General features: G+C 70.0%; 14 protein-coding genes and 2 tRNA genes. 11 read left to right on the top strand and 5 right to left on the bottom strand.

Annotation, left to right across the window (positions count from 1 at the left end; translation table 11 throughout):
• Positions 1-125 precede the first annotated feature (125 nt).
• The 5 genes from Q7W82_RS16125 to Q7W82_RS16105 all read left to right on the top strand — a co-directional run bounded on the left by Q7W82_RS16125 (position 126) and on the right by Q7W82_RS16105 (position 6,596).
• Complete coding sequence (locus Q7W82_RS16125; RefSeq protein WP_242159326.1) at positions 126-575, top strand: MarR family transcriptional regulator; 450 nt, start codon at positions 126-128, stop codon at positions 573-575.
• Positions 576-585: 10 nt separating this feature from the next.
• A complete protein-coding gene (locus Q7W82_RS16120) occupies positions 586-2,070 on the top strand; it encodes an efflux transporter outer membrane subunit (RefSeq protein ID WP_242159325.1) in 1,485 nt (494 codons plus the stop codon).
• 10 nt (positions 2,071-2,080) lie between these two features.
• Complete coding sequence (locus Q7W82_RS16115; protein ID WP_242159324.1) at positions 2,081-3,262, top strand: efflux RND transporter periplasmic adaptor subunit; 1,182 nt, start codon at positions 2,081-2,083, stop codon at positions 3,260-3,262.
• Between the two features lie 8 nt (positions 3,263-3,270).
• Entirely contained in the window at positions 3,271-4,848 is a 1,578-nt protein-coding gene (locus tag Q7W82_RS16110; RefSeq protein ID WP_242159323.1) for a DHA2 family efflux MFS transporter permease subunit, read from the top strand.
• 215 nt (positions 4,849-5,063) lie between these two features.
• Positions 5,064-6,596, top strand: a complete 1,533-nt coding sequence (locus Q7W82_RS16105) for a GDSL-type esterase/lipase family protein (RefSeq protein ID WP_242159322.1) — start codon at positions 5,064-5,066, stop codon at positions 6,594-6,596.
• Positions 6,597-6,772: 176 nt separating this feature from the next.
• On the opposite strand, the gene Q7W82_RS16100 is transcribed toward Q7W82_RS16105, so the two are convergent.
• Entirely contained in the window at positions 6,773-7,120 is a 348-nt protein-coding gene (locus Q7W82_RS16100; protein WP_019798064.1) for a helix-turn-helix transcriptional regulator, read from the bottom strand.
• Between the two features lie 251 nt (positions 7,121-7,371).
• Between Q7W82_RS16100 and Q7W82_RS16095 the strand changes: the two genes are divergently transcribed.
• Entirely contained in the window at positions 7,372-7,563 is a 192-nt protein-coding gene (locus tag Q7W82_RS16095; RefSeq protein ID WP_242159321.1) for a hypothetical protein, read from the top strand.
• Between the two features lie 80 nt (positions 7,564-7,643).
• Here the strand turns inward: Q7W82_RS16095 and Q7W82_RS16090 are convergent.
• Together Q7W82_RS16090 and Q7W82_RS16085 are read right to left on the bottom strand one after the other, a co-directional pair.
• A tRNA-Leu gene (locus Q7W82_RS16090) sits at positions 7,644-7,728 on the bottom strand.
• A 96-nt stretch (positions 7,729-7,824) separates the two neighbouring features.
• Positions 7,825-8,280 carry a VirK family protein gene (locus tag Q7W82_RS16085; RefSeq protein WP_242159320.1) on the bottom strand — a complete coding sequence of 152 codons (456 nt, stop codon included), beginning with the start codon at positions 8,278-8,280 and terminating at the stop codon, positions 7,825-7,827.
• A gap of 352 nt (positions 8,281-8,632) precedes the next feature.
• Between Q7W82_RS16085 and Q7W82_RS16080 the strand changes: the two genes are divergently transcribed.
• From Q7W82_RS16080 to Q7W82_RS16060, 5 genes are all read left to right on the top strand, one after another.
• Positions 8,633-8,717: transfer RNA gene (locus Q7W82_RS16080), tRNA-Leu, on the top strand.
• Positions 8,718-8,857: 140 nt separating this feature from the next.
• The gene (rnr, locus tag Q7W82_RS16075; RefSeq protein ID WP_242159319.1) at positions 8,858-11,305 is read left to right on the top strand and encodes a ribonuclease R; all 2,448 of its coding nucleotides are present in this window, start codon (positions 8,858-8,860) and stop codon (positions 11,303-11,305) included.
• A gap of 103 nt (positions 11,306-11,408) precedes the next feature.
• The gene (locus Q7W82_RS16070) at positions 11,409-11,882 is read left to right on the top strand and encodes a GFA family protein (RefSeq protein WP_242159318.1); all 474 of its coding nucleotides are present in this window, start codon (positions 11,409-11,411) and stop codon (positions 11,880-11,882) included.
• A 337-nt stretch (positions 11,883-12,219) separates the two neighbouring features.
• A complete protein-coding gene (rlmB, locus tag Q7W82_RS16065) occupies positions 12,220-12,966 on the top strand; it encodes a 23S rRNA (guanosine(2251)-2'-O)-methyltransferase RlmB (protein ID WP_160945835.1) in 747 nt (248 codons plus the stop codon).
• Between the two features lie 784 nt (positions 12,967-13,750).
• On the top strand, positions 13,751-16,669 hold the full coding sequence (locus Q7W82_RS16060; RefSeq protein ID WP_242159487.1) for a ligand-binding sensor domain-containing diguanylate cyclase: 2,919 nt from the start codon (positions 13,751-13,753) through the stop codon (positions 16,667-16,669).
• Between the two features lie 73 nt (positions 16,670-16,742).
• Here the strand turns inward: Q7W82_RS16060 and Q7W82_RS16055 are convergent, their stop codons facing one another.
• Positions 16,743-17,171: a hypothetical protein gene (locus Q7W82_RS16055; RefSeq protein WP_242159317.1), complete on the bottom strand. Its 429-nt coding sequence runs from the start codon at positions 17,169-17,171 to the stop codon at positions 16,743-16,745.
• Between the two features lie 16 nt (positions 17,172-17,187).
• A complete protein-coding gene (locus Q7W82_RS16050) occupies positions 17,188-17,697 on the bottom strand; it encodes a hypothetical protein (protein ID WP_242159316.1) in 510 nt (169 codons plus the stop codon).
• Between the last annotated feature and the right edge of the window lie 20 nt (positions 17,698-17,717).

Raw genomic sequence — 17,717 nt, 5'->3', positions numbered from 1 at the left:
CGGGCCACGCCTCGCCGCCGCTAGAGTGCGCACCGCTGCCAGTGTTCTTTCGCTGCAACGCAGCATCTACTTTCCGCGGGGATATTTTCTTGACATATATTTCTAAATGAAAATAATTGGCGCCCATGAACTGCGCTCCCTCCCTGTCCGGTCCGCCCTCGTTCGGCCTGCTGCTGCGCCAGGTGCGTGACGGCCTGATGCGGCGCCTGGACGAGGCCATGGCCGGGCTGGAACTCGACCTGTGCTTCAGCCACTACCTCGGCATGAAGGCCTTGGCCTACATGTCGCCGTGCACCGCCAACGAACTGGCCCAGGCGCTTGACCAGAACCCCAGCGCGGTGACCCGCCTGCTGGACAAGCTGGAAGACCTGGGGTGGGTACGCCGCGAAGCGCATGCGCAGGACCGCCGCGCGCTGCAGATCGTGCTCACCGACGACGGCCGCGCGCTGTGGCAGCAACTCAAGCAGCGCGGCGAAGACGCCATCGCCGATGCGTTGCGCGATCTGTCCGCCGAGGAGCGCGAGCACCTGTTTTCGCTGTTGGCCCGCGTCCGCGACTCCCTCAATTCGCCCTGAATCCGCTCACATGACCCTGTCTCCTTCGCTTTCCCGCCTGCGTCCGTTCGCGATCGCGGCCCTCACCCTGGCGCTGGCGGCCTGTGCCAGCAGCCGTGGCCTGGAACCGCAGGGGCGCCGGCTCGATGCCGACCGCCAGCTGCACATCGGCAAGACCCTGGCCGCCGACGCCCTGGCGCCGGCGCCCTGGCCGCAGCAGGACTGGTGGAAGGCGCTGGGCGACCCGCAGCTCGACGCGCTGATCGCCGAGGCCCTGCAGGGCACGCCCAGCCTGGAGGCCGCCGATGCGCGGCTGCGCCTGGCGCAGGCCCAGGCCGGTGCCGCCGATGCCGACCGCGACCCCAAGCTGTCGCTGTCGGCCGGCTACACCGGCCTGCAGCTGCCCAAGGGCTTGGCCGGCGACGAGATCGGCGGCAAGTACATCCACAACGAACAGGCGCTGCTGAACTTCAGCTACGGCTTCGACCTGTGGGGCGGCAAGCGCGCGTCCTGGGAAGCGGCGGTGGACCAGGCGCATGCGGCCGAGGTCGACGCGCAGGCCGCGCGCCTGGACCTGTCGGCCGGCGTCGCCCGCGCCTACGCGCAACTGGGCTATGCGTGGCATCTGTACGACCTGGCCGGCGCCGAACTGGCGCGTTCGGAGAATAGCCTGAAGCTGGTGCGGCAGCGCCGCGATGCCGGCATCGACAGCAACCTGCAACTGCGCCAGGCCGAGGCGCGGGTGCCGGCGGCACGCCAGCAGCAAGCCGCCGCGCAACAGCAGATCGACGAGGCGCGCACCGCGCTGGCGGCGCTGCTCGGCCGCGGCCCGGACCGCGGGCTGCAGATCGCGCGGCCGCGCCTGCTCGATCCGCAGGCTGCGCGGGTGCCGTCGGTGCTGCCCAGCGACCTGCTCGGCCGCCGGCCCGACGTGGTCGCCGCGCGCTGGCGGGTGGAAGCCGCCTCGCAGGGCATCCATGCGGCCAAGGCGCAGTTCTACCCCAGCATCAACCTGACCCTGCTGGGCGGCGTCGCCGCGACCAACCCGGGCGACCTGTTCAAGAGCTCGTCGGTGCTGGGCCTGCTCAGCCCGGGCGTGAGCCTGCCGCTGTTCGACAGCGGGCGGCTGCGCAGCCAGCTGGCCGAGCGCGACGCGCAGTACGACCTGGCGGTGGCCAACTACAACCAGACCCTGGTGGCGGCGCTGCGCGAAGTGGCCGACCAGGTCAACGCGGCGCGTTCGCTGGCCGAGCAGGCGCAGCAACAGGCGCAGGCGCTGGAGACCGCGCAGGCGGCCTTCGACCTGTCGCAGCAGCGCTACCGCGCCGGCATCGGCAACTACCTGGACGTGCTCAGCGCGCAGCAGCAGTTGCTGGACGCGCAGCAGCGCCTGGCGGCCCTGCAATCCAATCAGATCCTGGTCTCGGTGCGCCTGAATCAGGCGCTGGGCGGCGGCTACGACGCCACCTCCGCCGCCGACGCGCCGAGCTCTTCTTCCGCACCTTCGCATTCCTGAGATCGCTGCAATGAATCAGACAACGACCCCCGCTTCCCCCGCTCCCGCCGCCAGCCGGCGCGGCAAGCTGCTGCGCGGCCTGGCCGTGGTAGTGGTGCTGGTGCTGATCGCGCTGGCGATCTGGTACTTCCTGGTCGGCCGCTGGCACGAGGACACCGACGACGCCTACGTGCAGGGCAACCTGGTGCAGATCACCCCGATGGTGGCCGGCACCGTGGTGCGCATCGACGCCGACGACGGCATGCGCGTGGAGCGCGGCCAGCCGCTGGTCAAGCTCGACCCGGCCGACACCGAGGTCGCGCTGCAGCAGGCCGAGGCCAATCTGGCGCGCACCGTGCGCCAGGTGCGCGGTCTGTACCGCTCGGTCGAGGGGGCCCAGGCCGAACTGTCCGCGCAGCAGGTGACCCTGCAGCGCGCCCGCGCCGACGTCGCCCGCCGCGCCAGCCTGGTCGCCACCGGTGCGATCTCCGCCGAAGAGCTGGCGCATGCCCGCGACCAGCTGGCCGCCGCCGAGGCCGCGGTCAGTGGCTCGCGCGAGACCCTGGCGCGCAACCGCGCCTTGATCGACGAGAACGGCGTGGCCGACCAGCCCGACGTGCAGGCGGCCGCCGCGCAGGTGCGCCAGGCCTTCCTCAACAACGCCCGCAGCGCCATCGTCGCGCCGGTGGCCGGCTACGTGGCGCGGCGCTCGGTGCAGGTCGGCCAGCGCGTGCAGCCCGGCACCGCGCTGATGGCGGTGGTGCCGCTGAATCAGGTGTGGGTGGACGCCAACTTCAAGGAAACCCAGCTCAAGCACATGCGCCTGGGCCAGCCGGTGGAACTGGAGTCGGATCTGTACGGCGGCGCGGTGACCTACCGCGGCACCGTGCAGAGCCTGGGCATCGGCACCGGCAGCGCGTTCTCGCTGCTGCCGGCGCAGAACGCCAGCGGCAACTGGATCAAGATCGTGCAGCGCGTGCCGGTGCGCATCGCCATCGACGCCAAGCAGCTGGAGCAGCACCCGCTGCGCATCGGCCTGTCGATGAAGGTCGACGTCAACCTGCATGACCAGAACGGCTCGGTGCTGCCGAGCAAGCCGGCCAGCGGCACGCTGCTGGATACCGATGTCTATGCGCAGCAACTGCAGCAGGCCGATGCGGCAGTGAAGCAGATCATCCACGCCAACCTGCCCGACGCCGCCAAGGCGAACTGAGCCCGGTCATGTCCAACCAAGCTGCCGCTCCCGCCGCGCCCGGGGTTCCGGGCGCACCGGCCGCCGGGTTCCGCCCGGCCAGTGTGGCGTTGTGCACGGTGGGCCTGGCGCTGGCCTCGTTCATGCAGGTGCTCGACACCACCATCGCCAACGTCTCGCTGCCCACCATCGCCGGCAACCTCGGCGCCAGTTCGCAGCAGGCCACCTGGGTCATCACCTCGTTCGCGGTCAGCAACGCCATCGCGCTGCCGCTGACCGGCTTCCTCAGCCGCCGCTTCGGCGAGACCAAGCTGTTCGTGTGGGCCACGCTGGCCTTCACCGCGGCCTCGCTGCTGTGCGGCCTGGCCCAGAGCATGGGCATGCTGGTGGTGTCGCGCGCGCTGCAGGGCTTCGTCTGCGGCCCGATGTACCCGATCACCCAGAGTCTGCTGGTGTCGATCTATCCGCGCGAGAAACGCGGCCAGGCGCTGGCCTTGCTGGCGATGATCACCGTGGTCGCGCCCATCGCCGGGCCGATCCTCGGCGGCTGGATCACCGACAACTACAGTTGGGAATGGATCTTCCTGATCAACGTGCCGCTGGGCATCATCGCCGCGACCGTGGTCGGCTCGCAGCTGCGGGACCGTCCCGAGCCGACCGAGCGCCCGCGCATGGACTACGTCGGCCTGATTACCCTGATCATCGGCGTCGGCTGCCTGCAGGTGGTGCTGGATCTGGGCAACGACGAGGACTGGTTCAATTCGACCAAGATCATCGTGCTGGCCGCGATCTCGGCGGTGGCGCTGGCGGTGTTCCTGATCTGGGAACTGACCGACAAGGATCCGATCGTCGACCTGCGCCTGTTCCGCCATCGCAACTTCCGCGCCGGCACCATGGCGCTGATCGTCGCGTATGCCGCGTTCTTCAGCGTGTCGCTGCTGATCCCGCAGTGGCTGCAGCGCGACATGGGCTACACCGCGATCTGGGCCGGCCTGGCTACCGCGCCGATCGGCATCCTGCCGGTGATCATGACCCCGTTCGTCGGCAAGTACGCCTCGCGCTTCGACCTGCGGCTGCTGGCCAGCATCGCCTTCATCTTCATGGCCGCCACCAGCTTCATGCGCTCGGACTTCAACCTGCAGGTGGATTTCCCGCACGTGGCCGGGGTGCAGTTGCTGATGGGCGTGGGCGTGGCGCTGTTCTTCATGCCGGTGCTGCAGATCCTGCTCTCTGACCTGGACGGGCGCGAGATCGCCGCCGGTTCCGGCCTGGCCACGTTCCTGCGCACGCTGGGCGGCAGCTTCGCCGCCTCGCTGACCACCTACCTGTGGGCCAAGCGCACGCAGCTGCACCATGCGCACCTGACCGAGCACATCTCCACCTACACGCCGGGCATGCAGGAACAGGTGCAGATGATGGGCAACGGTAGCCTGCAGAACGGCGCGGCCTTCCTCAACAACACCATCAACCACCAGGCCTCGCAGATGGGCTTCAACGACATCTTCTACCTGCTGGGCTGGACCTTCCTCGGGATCATCTTCTTCCTGTGGCTGGCCAAGCCGCCGTTCGGCGGCGGCGGTGGCGCGGCGGCTGCCGGCGGTCACTGAGGCCGGTGTTCGCACGGCGCGGACTGTAGACAGTCCGCGCCGGTGATGGGATAGCGTCGCGTGCGTTCCATTGCACGATGGCGTGCTGTCCGGCATGCCGTGCATCGCTGCCGGCACGGCACGCGTGCCCGGCGCCGCGCTCCGGCACGGCACTTGCCGCTGCCGCGGCCCGCGCACCAGAATGCGGCTCTTCGCAGGCTTCGGCAGCCCCGCACATGCAGCGCTTTCTCCGCGCCCTCGGCGCCCGCTTCGCCGCATCGCTCCCGCGTGCGACCGTCCTCGCACTGCTGTGCCTCGGTGCGCATCCAGGCGACGTCCAGGCCGCGCCGCCGCCTGCGTCCTCATCTGTTCCGGTGACCCCGGCCGATCGCCTGTACGAAGCCTGGTGGGCCGAGCGCCATCAGCAGGTGCTGGCGCAGGTGCGCGCGCAGCCGGAGGCGCCGCTGCTGTTGATCGGCGATTCGATCACCCAGAACTACGAGAAGGCGCAGGCGCCGGACCAGGACTTCCAGTCGACCTGGCAGACCTTCTACGGCAGCCGCGGCGCACTCAATCTCGGTTTCAGCGGCGACGCCACCGAACACGTGCTGTGGCGGCTGCAGCATGGCGAAGTCGACGGCCTGCGGCCCAAGGTCGCGATCCTGTTGATCGGCACCAACAACACCGGCCACGAAGGGCAGAGCGCGGCGGATACGGTGCGCGGCATCGATGCGGTGGTGGCCACGCTGGAGCAGCGCCTGCCGCGCACGCGCATCCTGTTGCTGGGCCTGCTGCCCAGCGCGCTGTCGGCGCAGAAGCGCGCGCGCGACGCCGAGGTCAACCGTGCGCTGGCGGTGCGCTACGGCGACAATCCGCGCGTGGCCTACCTGGACATCGGTACGGTGTTTCAGCGCCCCGACGGCACGCTGGAGCAAAGCCTGTTCTACGATCCGCGGGAGAAACCCGGCAGCGGCGCGCTGCACCCGGACACGCGTGGGCAGCGGCGCATGGCCGAGGCGATCGAGCCGACCCTGGCGCGGCTGCTCGAGGAAGCGCCGCGGGTGCCGCTGGACGCGATGACCGAGGTCGATACCGCGCGCATCGCGGTGCCCTGGCTGGAGCAGGATTCCTACGACTGGTACGGTCGCCACCATGCCGCGCTGGACGCCGCGCGGCAATTGCAGCCGCAGGTGGTGCTGCTCGGCGATTCGATCACCCACTTCTGGGCGGGGTCGCCGCAGGCGATCCGGGTGAACGGCGCGCAGGCCTGGCAGCGCACCTTCGGCGCCACGCGCGTGCTGAACCTGGGCTTCGGCTGGGACCGCACGCAGAACGTGCTGTGGCGGCTGCGCCAGGGCGAGGTCGATGGCCTGGCGCCACGCTGGGTGGTGATCAACCTCGGCACCAACAATCTTGCCGGCACCGAGCATGCGCGCACCAACACGCCGCAGGAGACCGCCGATGGCGTGGCGGCGGTGGTCGCCGAGATCCGGCGGCGCCTGCCGCGCAGCCGGATCGTGCTGATGGGCATCTTCCCGCGCGGCTTCGCCGCCGATGCGCCGCAGCGCGCGCCGATCCTGGAAACCAACCGCCTGCTGGCCGCGCGCTTCGGCCACGACCCGCAGGTCCGCTGGCTCGACATCGGCGCGCGCTTCCTGCAGCCGGACGGCACGCTGCCGGCGGCGCTGATGCCCGACGGCACCCATCCCAGCGAAGCTGGCTACGCGATCTGGGGCGAGGCCTTGCGCGAGATCGGCGTCGGCGGCTGAACCGCGGCGTCCAGCGATGCGCTTTGCCGCGGCTCCGGGCTCGGCAGCACACGCCATGGTCCTTTCATGGTCCTCGTAGGAGCGGCTTCAGCCGCGACCGAGCGCTACCGACAATCCCTCGTCGCGGCTGAAGCCGCTCCTACGATGGACGTTCGTCGTTCGCTACCGGCGCGGCCTCAGCCGTTGCTGGGCTTGAGCAGTTCCAGCACGGCGTCGCGGTGGCCCGGCGGCGCGTTGCGATAGCGCGCCAACAGCGCGCGCTCCTGGGCGTCCTGTGCCAGCAGCGGATAGTCGGAAGGCAGGTCCTGCACGCGCTTGCCCGGACCCACGCCGCACACCAGTTCGTCGAGCGAGCGGTTCAGCACATTGCGCAGGGTTGGCAGCAGGCGGAAGCTCGGCGTTTCGCGGTCGTTCTCCCAGGCCGACACCGACGACTTGGTCACGTCCAGCGCGAAGCCCAGCTGTTCCTGGGTCAGCCCGGCGGCTTTTCTGGCTTCGCGCAACCGGTCGCCGAAGCTATTCATCGCGGTGGGCCTTGGGGGACGGCGGGCCTACCAAGATATGGAGCATCCGCCGGCTTGTCGTACAGCCACGCTTGACTCCAATTGTTCGGAAATTCAATACTCGGGCGGTGCGGAATGCACGGACGCGCGAGGGTGCGCATGCAGGACATGGAGGTTGTTGACACGAGGGTGTCGGCGCCGCGGTGCGCCGCCGCCAGGCGCTGGCCGACAGCGGCACGACGCGGCGCCTGCCGGTGCGTGGGGGAGGGCGCATGGCCACCTACGAAGTGAGACTCCGGCGCGTCGCGCAACTGGAGCCGTCCTTGCAGGTGCTGGTGCATGCCGCCAATGCCTACCTGGCCGCGCGTGCGGCCGAGCGCCACAACCCAGGCTACCGTGCCTACAAGGTGGCGGTGTGGGTGAAGGGCGTGCGCGTGGACATCGGTCCGTTGCGTCCGCCGTAGCGCTGAGCGCCGCGGCCTGCACGCAGCCAACAAAAAACCCGCCGAAGCGGGTTTTGAGATTTTTCTCGACCTGTCGGTCGTGGTGCCCAGGAGAGGACTCGAACCTCCACGGTTTTACCCGCTAGTACCTGAAACTAGTGCGTCTACCAATTCCGCCACCTGGGCAACTCAGAACGAGAATTCTGCGCGCCGCGGTGTGTGCTGTCAAGCGTTTTACGACAGCGGCGTTGCACCGCTGTCGCGTGCGCATCGGTCGTGCCCTCAGTAGCCGACGTTGAAGCGCAGACCCTGGTTGATCGCACAGCGATAGCCGAGGGTGCTGCCGGTCTGCTGGTAGCTGGGCAGGGCGAACACGAACATGGTGAAGTCCACCGTGTTGTCCGGATGCACCTGGTAGCGCAGGAACTGCTGGATCGGCTTGCCGTCGCGGCCGACGGTCACGTGCTCGTCGGCGAAGGACAGGGTGCCGTCGGCGGTGACGCGGTAGGCGCCGATGCGCAGGCCGCCGCGGGTCTGGCTGGGCGTGGCGCCGCCGGAGGTGGGCGTGCACTGGCTCAGGTCGATCGCCACGGCGACCGAGGCGCCGCTGTCCAGGGCGCGTTGGATCTCGGTGAGCGAGCCGAGGGTGGCGTCGTCGGCGCCAGCCGTGGCGGCGGAGGCGCTGGTGGCGCTGGCGAACAGGGCAGCGGCGAGCAGGGAAGCGGACAGGCTGTGCATGGTGGATGCTCCGGAGCGTGGGGGAGGGCGACGGTTGCCGGATGCAAACTAACGGGGCGCCGAGTTGGGTCAACCGACAAAATCGCGAACTTCCGCGGCCGTCACGGCGCATCTTCGAAGCAGGTCCGCTTGTGACAGCGCGGTGTCGGAATCGGCATCGCGCCTGCGGTTTTCCAACGACTCCGCGCGCCGTCGAAGCGTGCGCGCGTGCGCAGCTGCGCGGCGGCCGGTGCACGTGGGGCACCGCTGGGTGCCGTGGTCGCAACCTGTCATCGACGCAGGCGATCGCGGCCGCACGCAAAATAGGCGTTGACAAGGTCGCGCGGGCACCGCAGAATTCGCGGCCTTCAGCGCCCAGGTGGCGGAATTGGTAGACGCACTAGTTTCAGGTACTAGCGGGTAAAACCGTGGAGGTTCGAGTCCTCTCCTGGGCACCACAGGCAACATCGCGAGAGCGCTGAACTCTCGCACCGACCGGCCCGCTGACGCGGGCTTCGTCGTTTCTGGGGCGCGCGTTCGCAGCGCTGGCACGGCCCGGTTCCGGTGGCGGCCACCTGCATGGGAGTACCATGCCCGGATGACAACTCGCAAAAGCAAGCCCGGCAAGCCCGGCAAGTCCGCGTCCAGCGACGCGCCCACCAGCAAGCGCCCCCCCGCCGCCGAGACGCCGAAGAAATCGCGTCTGCCCGCCTGGATGCCCAGTTTCCTGCGCCGCGGCCCCAAGCCGCCGCTGCAGCCCCTGCACCCGCCGTCGCCGCCTCCTTCCACGGCGCCCGCCGACGCGCCGGCGCCGATCCAAGACCCGTATGCCGCGCGCGAGGCCGAGCGCTATGCGCAGCCGATCGCCAGCCGTGAGGCGATCCTGCAGTTGCTCGAGCGTTGCGATGGCCCGCAGACCCTGGACGAACTGGCCGAACAGCTCGGCCTGACCGAGCCGACCCGCAAGGAAGCGTTGAGCAAGCGCCTGGGTGCGATGCTGCGCGAGGCGCAACTGGTGCAGAACCGCCGCGGCGGCTACGCGCCGCTGCAGCAGACCAACCTGATCCCCGGCGTGGTGATCGCCAATCCGGACGGCTTCGGCTTCCTGCGCCCGGACGAGGGCGGCGACGACCTGTTCCTGCCGCCGTACGAGATGCGCAAGGTGCTGCACGGCGACCGCGCGCTGGCCAACGTCACCGGCATCGACCGCCGCGGCCGCCGCGAAGGCAGCATCGCGCGCGTGCTCGAGCGCGGCCTGACCCGGATGATCGGCCGCTTCAGCATGGAAGCCGGCATCGCCTTCGTGGTGCCCGACGACAAGCGCATCCAGCGCAACGTGCAGATCCCCGCCGACGCCGTCGGCGAGGCCCGCGACGGGCAACTGGTGGTGTGCGAGCTCACCTCCGCGCCGGACGCGCGGCGCCCGCCGATCGGCAAGATCATCGCCGTGCTCGGCGACAAGCTGACCCCGTCGCTGCTGGTGGAAGCGGCGATCCACGGCCACGAACTGCCCTACGAATTCCCGCAGGCGGTGCTGGACGAAGCCGCGGCGGTGCCGCTGACGGTGGAGCCGGCGGCGATCAAGGGCCGCGTGGACCTGCGGCAGACGCCGCTGGTGACCATCGACGGCGCCGACGCCAAGGACTTCGACGACGCGGTGTTCTGCGAGTCCAATGCCGAGGGGTTCCGCCTGGTGGTGGCGATCGCCGACGTGTCGCACTACGTGCGTCCGGGCACGCCGCTGGATACCGAGGCGGTCAAGCGCGCGACCTCGGTGTACTTCCCCGGTTTCGTGGTGCCGATGCTGCCGGAAACGCTGTCCAACGGCATCTGCTCGCTCAACCCCAAGGTCGACCGCATGTGCTTCGTCTGCGACATGCAGATCGACCGCCAGGGCGAGGTGGCCGGCGCGCGCTTCTACGAGGCGGTGATGAACTCGCATGCGCGGCTCACCTATGAGCAGGTGTGGCAGGCGGTGGGCGAGAAGGACGAGCAGGTGCGCAAGGACGTGGCCGCGGTGCTGCCGCAGTTGGAGCGCCTGCACCAGCTCTACCACGTGCTGGCCAAGGCGCGCGCGCGCCGCGGCGCGATCGAGTTCGAGTCCTCGGAAGTGCGCTTCGTGCTGGACAACACCGGCGAGGTGACCCAGGCCGGCATGCTGGTGCGCAACGACGCGCACAAGCTGATCGAGGAGTGCATGATCGCCGCCAACGTGGCCGCGGCGCGCTACCTGCTGGAGACGCACATTCCGGCGCCGTTCCGCGTGCACGAGCGGCCGCCGGAATCCAAGTACGCCGACCTGCTGGAGTTCCTCAAGGAGTTCAAGCTGAGCCTGCCGGCGTGGAGCAAGGTGGTGCCGGGCGACTACACCAAGCTGCTGAAGAAGGTGCGCGAGCGCCCCGATGCGGCGTTGCTGGAATCGGTGCTGCTGCGCAGCCAGAGCATGGCGGTGTACTCGCCCGACAACGCCGGCCACTTCGGCCTGGCACTGGAGGCCTACGCGCACTTCACCTCGCCGATCCGCCGCTATCCGGATCTGCTGGTGCACCGCGCGATCAAGTACGCCCTGACCCGCGGCGCGCCCGACAAGTACCTGTATGCGCCGCGCGAGATGGCGGCGCTGGCGCTGCAGTGCTCCGAGCGCGAGCGCCGCGCCGACGAGGCCGAGCGCGAAGTCGACGAGCGCTACCGCGCCGCGTGGATGGAGAAGCACGTCGGCGGGCAGTTCGACGGCGTGGTCAGTGGCGTGACCAGCTTCGGCCTGTTCGTCGAGCTGGACCAGTCCAAGGTCAACGGCCTGATCCACGTGACCCAGTTGCCGCAGGACTATTACCAGTTCGACGCCACCCGCAAGACCCTGACCGGCGAGCGCCGCGGGCGCGAGTTCCGCCTGGGCGACCGTGTGCGCATCCTGGTGCTGAAGGCGAGCATGGAGGAGCGCAAGATCGACTTCCGGCTGGTCGAGGAAGGCGCACCGGCGCACGACGAGTTGCCGCCGCCGCCACCGCGCGGGCAGCCGGCCAAGCGCAAGAAAAAGAAGTACTGACGGCGCAGCGTCGCGGCGGACCGCCTGGCCGCCGCGATCGCGTCTCCCTTGCATCGTGCGGAAGGCGTCACCTGCGCGATGCGGTTCGCAGCGGAGAGCAGACATGGAGCAGGAACAGGAGTACAGCGGCGGTTGCCAATGCGGCGCGGTGCGCTTCCGGGTGCGCGGGCGGCTGCACGATGCCTCGATCTGCCATTGCCGGATGTGCCAGAAGGCGTTCGGCGCGTACTACGCGCCACTGGTCTCCACCCGCGGCGCAGAGCTGACCTGGACCCGCGGCACGCCCAGGCGCTTCGCCTCGTCCAACCTGGTGCAGCGCGGTTTCTGCGCCGATTGCGGCACGCCGCTGACCTACGAAGCGCCGGACGGCATCGCCATCGCGGCCGGCGCCTTCGATCATCCGGAGGCCTTGCCGCCGACCATCCAGTACGGCATCGAAGCGAAGCTGCCGTTCGTGGACGCGCTGCATCGCCTGCCGGCGACCCGCACCGAAGGCGACCTGGCCGCCGCGTCGTTCCTAGCCGATCTCGTCTCGCGCCAGCATCCGGACCACGACACCGCGCGCTGGCCGGCCTGAGCCGCTACGGCAGTGCCGACCTCGCGCGGCGCGTGGTTGGGACCAGTGACAACCTGGGGCAATCGGTCGCGCTAGGCAGGAGGCAGGGATTCTCCAGGTCACTGCAGTCGGGACTGAAGTCCCTCCCACAAAACCGCGTTGCGATCTGTCCGCCGTCCCTGCGCCGCTGGTCTTGCCGCCGCCGCACGCATGCCTCCGACATCGCGGGAAGCACGATGTCGCGGGCAAGCGGCTTTTGCCAATCCCGAATCCCCAATCCCCAATCCCGGCCCCCAGGCATGACGCCAGCGGCCACAACCCCTACCATGCCCGCTTTCCTTTCGCGTAGTCCCGTCTCATGAGCAAGCAGAACCAGTGGATCGTCGGCGTCAACGCCGTGGCCTCGTCGATCGAGAACGACGCGGACAACGTGCGCGAGGTGCTGGTGGAGGCGGGCAGCAAGAATCCGCGCCTGCAGGAGATCGAGGAGAACGCGCGGCGCAAGGGCATCGAGGTGCGGCGGGTGAACACCCAGGCGCTGGACGGCGTCGGCGGCTCGGTCCGGCACCAGGGCGTGGCCGCGCGCTACGCCGCGGCACGGACCTGGGCCGAGAGCGAACTGGAAGGCCTGGTCAGCGCCGCCGAGGGCCGCGCCCTGCTGCTGGTGCTCGATGGCGTGCAGGATCCGCACAACCTCGGCGCCTGCCTGCGCAGCGCCGCCGCGGCCGGGGTAACCGCGGTGGTGATTCCCAAGGACAAGTCGGCGCCGGTCAACGCCACCGTACGCAAGACCTCGGCCGGCGCCGCCGACCGCCTGCCGATCGTGGCGGTGACCAACCTGGCGCGCTGCCTGCGCGACCTGCAGAAGCAGGGCGTGTGGATCTATGGCCTGGCCGGCGAGGCCGAGACCTCGCTGTACGCGCAGGACCTGCGCGGCAACGTGGCGCTGGTGCTGGGCGGCGAGTCCGACGGCCTGCGCCGGCTGACCCGCGAACACTGCGACGGCCTGGTCCGCATCCCGATGCCGGGCGAGATCGAGAGCCTCAATGTTTCGGTCGCCGCCGGCGTGACCCTGTTCGAGGCGGTGCGGCAGCGCATGGGCTGAGCACGGCGGCGCATTGCTGCCGGCCTGCGAAGCCTGCAGCGCCTCCTCATGCCCGCAGCAAGCAAAGCCCCTCTCCCCCGGAGAGGGGTTGGGGTGAGGGTACGGGGGCGAAGGCCCTCGCAGCATCGACGGCAACCATGCCTGGCCGGTACCTTCCCAGCTCCTGCAATCGACTTTTCCCCAGGCTTCGCCCGTACCCTCATCCGCCCCTTCGGGGCACCTTCTCCCGGTGGGAGAAGGGGAGCGAGTGGCGCCTGGAAAGCCCCTCTCCCCCCGGGAGAGGGGTTGGGGTGAGGGTACGGGGGGCGAAGCCCCTCGCGTGATGGACGGCAACACCAGGCCTGGCCGGTACCATCCCAGCTCCTGCAATCGACTTTTCCCCACCAGGCTTCGCCCGGACCCTCATCCGCCCCTCGGGGCACCTTCTCCCGGTGGGAGAAGGGGGCGCGCGATCGAGCCTTGTCGGCGCTATCCCCGCGCAAGTCCCTTACCGGCTTAACCGCCTCGCAATCTTCACACGTCTTTTTCCGGTGACCTGCTAGGGCCTGCGCCCGCTGCGGCGCTTTTTTGCCCTACCATGGGCGCTCGTCCCGTGTTCCGCTCCGGTAATGAGTCTGCGTCGCCCCCGTCCCTTCGACTCTGGCCCCCCACGCCAGGGTCCTGTCGCGCCCCGCCTGCGTCGGATCGGGTCGGGACAGTGAACGTTGCCAGGGGGAGGGGGGGCGCGGTGCTCGCATGCGGCCGCGGGCGCGCGTGTCTGGTGCTGCTGGTCCTGCTGCTGGCGCTGGGCGCGGCCTGGCGCGCCGTTGCCGCCGACGCCGCTGCGAACGGGGTGCCGCCGCTGCGCGACTACGCGATCGATTCCTGGACCTCGCGCAACGGCCTGCCGCACAACTCCTTGCGCGATCTGGCGCAGACCCCGGACGGCCGCCTGTGGTTCGCCACCTGGGAAGGACTGGTGCGCTACAACGGCCTGGACTTCACCGTCATCGACCGCAGCACCCGCCCGGGCCTGCCCGACAATGGCGTCGGTTCGCTGTACGTGGATCGCGCCGGCGCGCTGTGGCTCAGCGATTCGCGTGGCAATCTCGGCCGCCACGATGCGGCCGGCCACTGGCGCTTCTGGCGGCAGCCGCCGGGCTGGCCGCATGCGCTGATCCACGCCATGACCCAGGACCGCGACGGCCGCATGTGGCTGCTGTTCGAGGGCAACGGCCTGGGTTGCCTGTGGCCCGACGGCCGTTTCGATTACCAGCCGGCACCGCGCGACCTGCCGTTGGCGGCGAGCTTCCCGCACCTGGCCGCCGACGACCAGGGGCGGATCTGGATCGGCAGTCTCGACGGCCTGCTGTATCGCGACGCGCAGGGGGTGCTGCGGCGCGCGCCGGCGGCGTTCGGCCTGCCGCCGGGGCTGGCCTGGCCGTACCGGGCGCCGGACGGCTCGCTGTGGCTGGTGGCCGGCGAAAACCTGTACCGGGTGCAGGGCGAGCGCGCGGTGCTGGTGCAGCACCTGCCGGGCTATGGCCATTTCACGTCGATGCTGCGCGACCGCGACGGCGCGATCTGGCTGGGGACCGAGAACCAGGGGCTGCTGCGGATCAGTGCGCACGGCATCGAGCGCATGCTGCCGGGCGACGTGCTGCCCAACGGGCGCATCGTCAGCCTGCTGCAGGATGCCGAAGGCAGCATCTGGATCGGCGCCAACGGCGGTCTGTTCCGCCTGCGCGAGACGCTGTTCGCCGGCTACACCCGCCGCGACGGGCTCAGCGGCGACTACGTGCGCGCGCTGCTGGAGACGCCCGACGGGGCGCTGTGGATCGGCAGCGCCGCCGGCCTGGACCGGATGGCGCCGGACGGACGGATCGCCCCGGTCGCGATGCGCGACGCGCCCTCGGTGCTGAGCCTGGCGCGGGGCCGCGACGGCGACCTGTGGATGGGCACCTATGCCGACGGCGTGTTCCGCCTGCGCAATGGCCGCGTCGTGCGCCACTACGGAACGCGCGAGGGATTGCCGAGTGGGCAGGTGCGTGCGCTCAGCGTCGATGCCGCCGGCACGGTCTGGATCGGCACGCGCAGCGGGGTGATGCGCATCGATGGCGAGCGGCTGTCGGTGCCGGACGTGCCCGGCCTGCCGCATGGCCTGATCACCGCCCTGGCCAGCGTCGACGGGGCGCTGTGGATCGGCTCGGTCGAAGGCGCGGCGGTGCTGCGCGATGGCCGGGTGCGGAAGCTGGCGCTGGAGCCGCTGGGCGGCGCACGCACCGTGTTCGGGTTCCAGGCACTGGGCCGCGACATGTGGATCTCCACCGACCGCGGCCTGCACCGCGACCGCGACGGCCACCTGGCGCGGGTCGGACTGGAGCAGGGCCTGCCGGTGGATGCGGTGTTCCAACTGGTCCGCGACCGCCTCGGCAATGTCTGGATCAGCAGCAACCGCGGCGTGCTGCGGACCACTGCGGCGGCACTGGACGCGGTCGCCGACGGCCGCCAGGCCCGGCTGCAGGTGAGCCGCTACGACGAGATCGACGGCATGTCGAATGCGCAGGGCAACGGCAGCTCCGGGCCGTCGATGATCCTGCGCCACGACGGCACGGTGTGGCTGGTCACCGCTGGCGGTGTCAGCACGGTCGATCCGCGCCGCCTGGCCCGTTTCCGCGATCGCCTGCCGCCGCCGGCAGCGATCGAGAGCGTGCTGCTGGACGGTCAGCCGTTCCCCTGGCGGAGCCAATCGCAGTTGCCCGGCGCCAAGCGCATCAGCGTGTCCTATGTCGGCCTGAGCTATTTGCTGCCCGAGCGCATCCGTTACCGCACCAAGCTCGACGGCCTGGACAGCGGATGGGTCGACCGCGGCAACCAGCGCAGCGTGGAGTTCATCGGCCTGCCGCCGGGCGACTACACCCTGCACGTGGCCGCAGCGCATCCGGATGGCGCCTGGAGCACCCGTGAGGCCGTGTGGCGCTTCAGCGTGGCGCCGCTGTGGTGGCAGCGGCACAGCGTGCATGCCGCGGCCGTGGCGCTGCTGGTGCTGGGACTGGTGCTGCTGTATCGCTACCTGATCGCGCGCTACAAGCGTCGCGCCCTGCGCCTGGAACGGCTGGTGGAGCGGCGCACCAGCGCGCTGCGCCTGCAGACCGAGCGCCTGTTGCAGGCCGATGCCGAAAAGAGCCAGTTGCTGGCGGAACTGCAGCGCCAGGCCACCGCCTTCGAACGCCTGGCGCACGAGGATGCGCTGACCGCGTTGCCGAACCGGCGCCACTTCGACGAGGTGCTGGTGCACAGCATGCAGCGCGCCCAGCGCAGCGGCGCGCCGCTGTGCCTGCTGGTGATGGACATCGACCGCTTCAAGCAGATCAACGACGGCTATTCGCATGCCACCGGCGATGCGGTGCTGCGCGAAGTCGGGCAGTTGTTGCTGGGTGCCTGCCGCGCCGCCGACCTGCCGGCGCGCCTGGGCGGCGAAGAGTTCGCGGTGCTGCTCGGCGACACGCCGCTGGCCGATGCCGAGCGCTTCGCCACGCGCCTGCGCGACCTGTTCCACGCGCGCCTGCAGTGGGCGCCGGATGCACCGGCGCTGCGCGTCACCTTCAGCGGCGGCCTGGTCGCGCTGCGCGCGGACGAAACCGCGAGCCAGTGGCTGGAGCGCGCCGACGGGGCGCTGTACCGCGCCAAGGGGCTGGGGCGCGATCGGGTGTGCGTGGGCTGAGTGCCCGCGTCAGGGCATGCGGATCGGGCGCTGCTGTTCTTGCCCGGTAGCGTGAAGCGCAAACGCTAGCGTTTCAGCGTGCGGTGCCGCCGTCCAGCATTTCCAATGCCATCTGTGCCGCCGCGCGGGTGTCCGGATGTTCCGACCGCAACGACAGGGCCAGGCCTTCGCGCAAGGTCGGGTCCGCAAAGGCGGCCGACACCTGCGTGACCCAGTAGCGGCTACCCTCGGGCAGCGTGGGATCTTCCAGGGCCTCCCGGATCGCGGCGACGGTGTCGCTGCGGTCGCAGGCATGGAACACGTCCTCGACCAACGGATAGACGCCCCAGCCGTCGCCGGTGCCGAAGGAGCGCAGGAACAGCGGGAGCGCGGCGCGATCGGGATCGGCGACAAACAGCCGTCTCGCCGCGTCATAGGCGTCGATCAGGCCCTGAGTGAGCTTGTCGTCGTTGGGCAGCGGTTGATGCGCGCGCAGCAAGGCCAGGGCGTTGGTTTTGTTCACCGGTGCGCGGTCGGTGTCATGGCGCGCCGTGATGCGCGTTCTCGTGCGCTGGCGCAGCGCCTGCTTCAGTCGTTAGGTCGGCGCCGCGGCGCAGCTGTTGCGCAAGGGCGAAGACGACCGCCAGTGCGAACAGATTCAGGCCGAAGAACGTCGCTGTCTCCGACGGAAACAGGAGGAACGTGTAGCGGCTGCCGAGCAGGAAGTTTGCGCCGAACTTGAACGGCGCGAACTGCACGCCAGCGGTGAGGTGAAAGCCGCAATTGAACACGTAGCTGACCAGGGGAGTGCCGAAGGTCGGCACCTGCGCCAGCCAGAACGCCAGATTGGCACGCACTGCGTTGTGGCGACCTTCCAGCAATCGCGTGCCGCAGTAGATACCCCAGCTATAGAGCGCGGCGAACGTGGCGCAGACGATCCAGTCGGCTGGCTGCCGCAGATTCGGCACCTGGCTGAGGATGGCGAGAATGCCGATGCCGGATCCGCCGATGTCGAGAATGCCGATGCTGCGGCGCCTCCATGCTTGCATGAGACGGTCGTCCTGGGACA

The organism is Xanthomonas indica (genome assembly GCF_040529045.1).
Taxonomy (GTDB): domain Bacteria; phylum Pseudomonadota; class Gammaproteobacteria; order Xanthomonadales; family Xanthomonadaceae; genus Xanthomonas_A; species Xanthomonas_A indica.
This window is presented reverse-complemented; position numbering and strand designations above follow the sequence as displayed.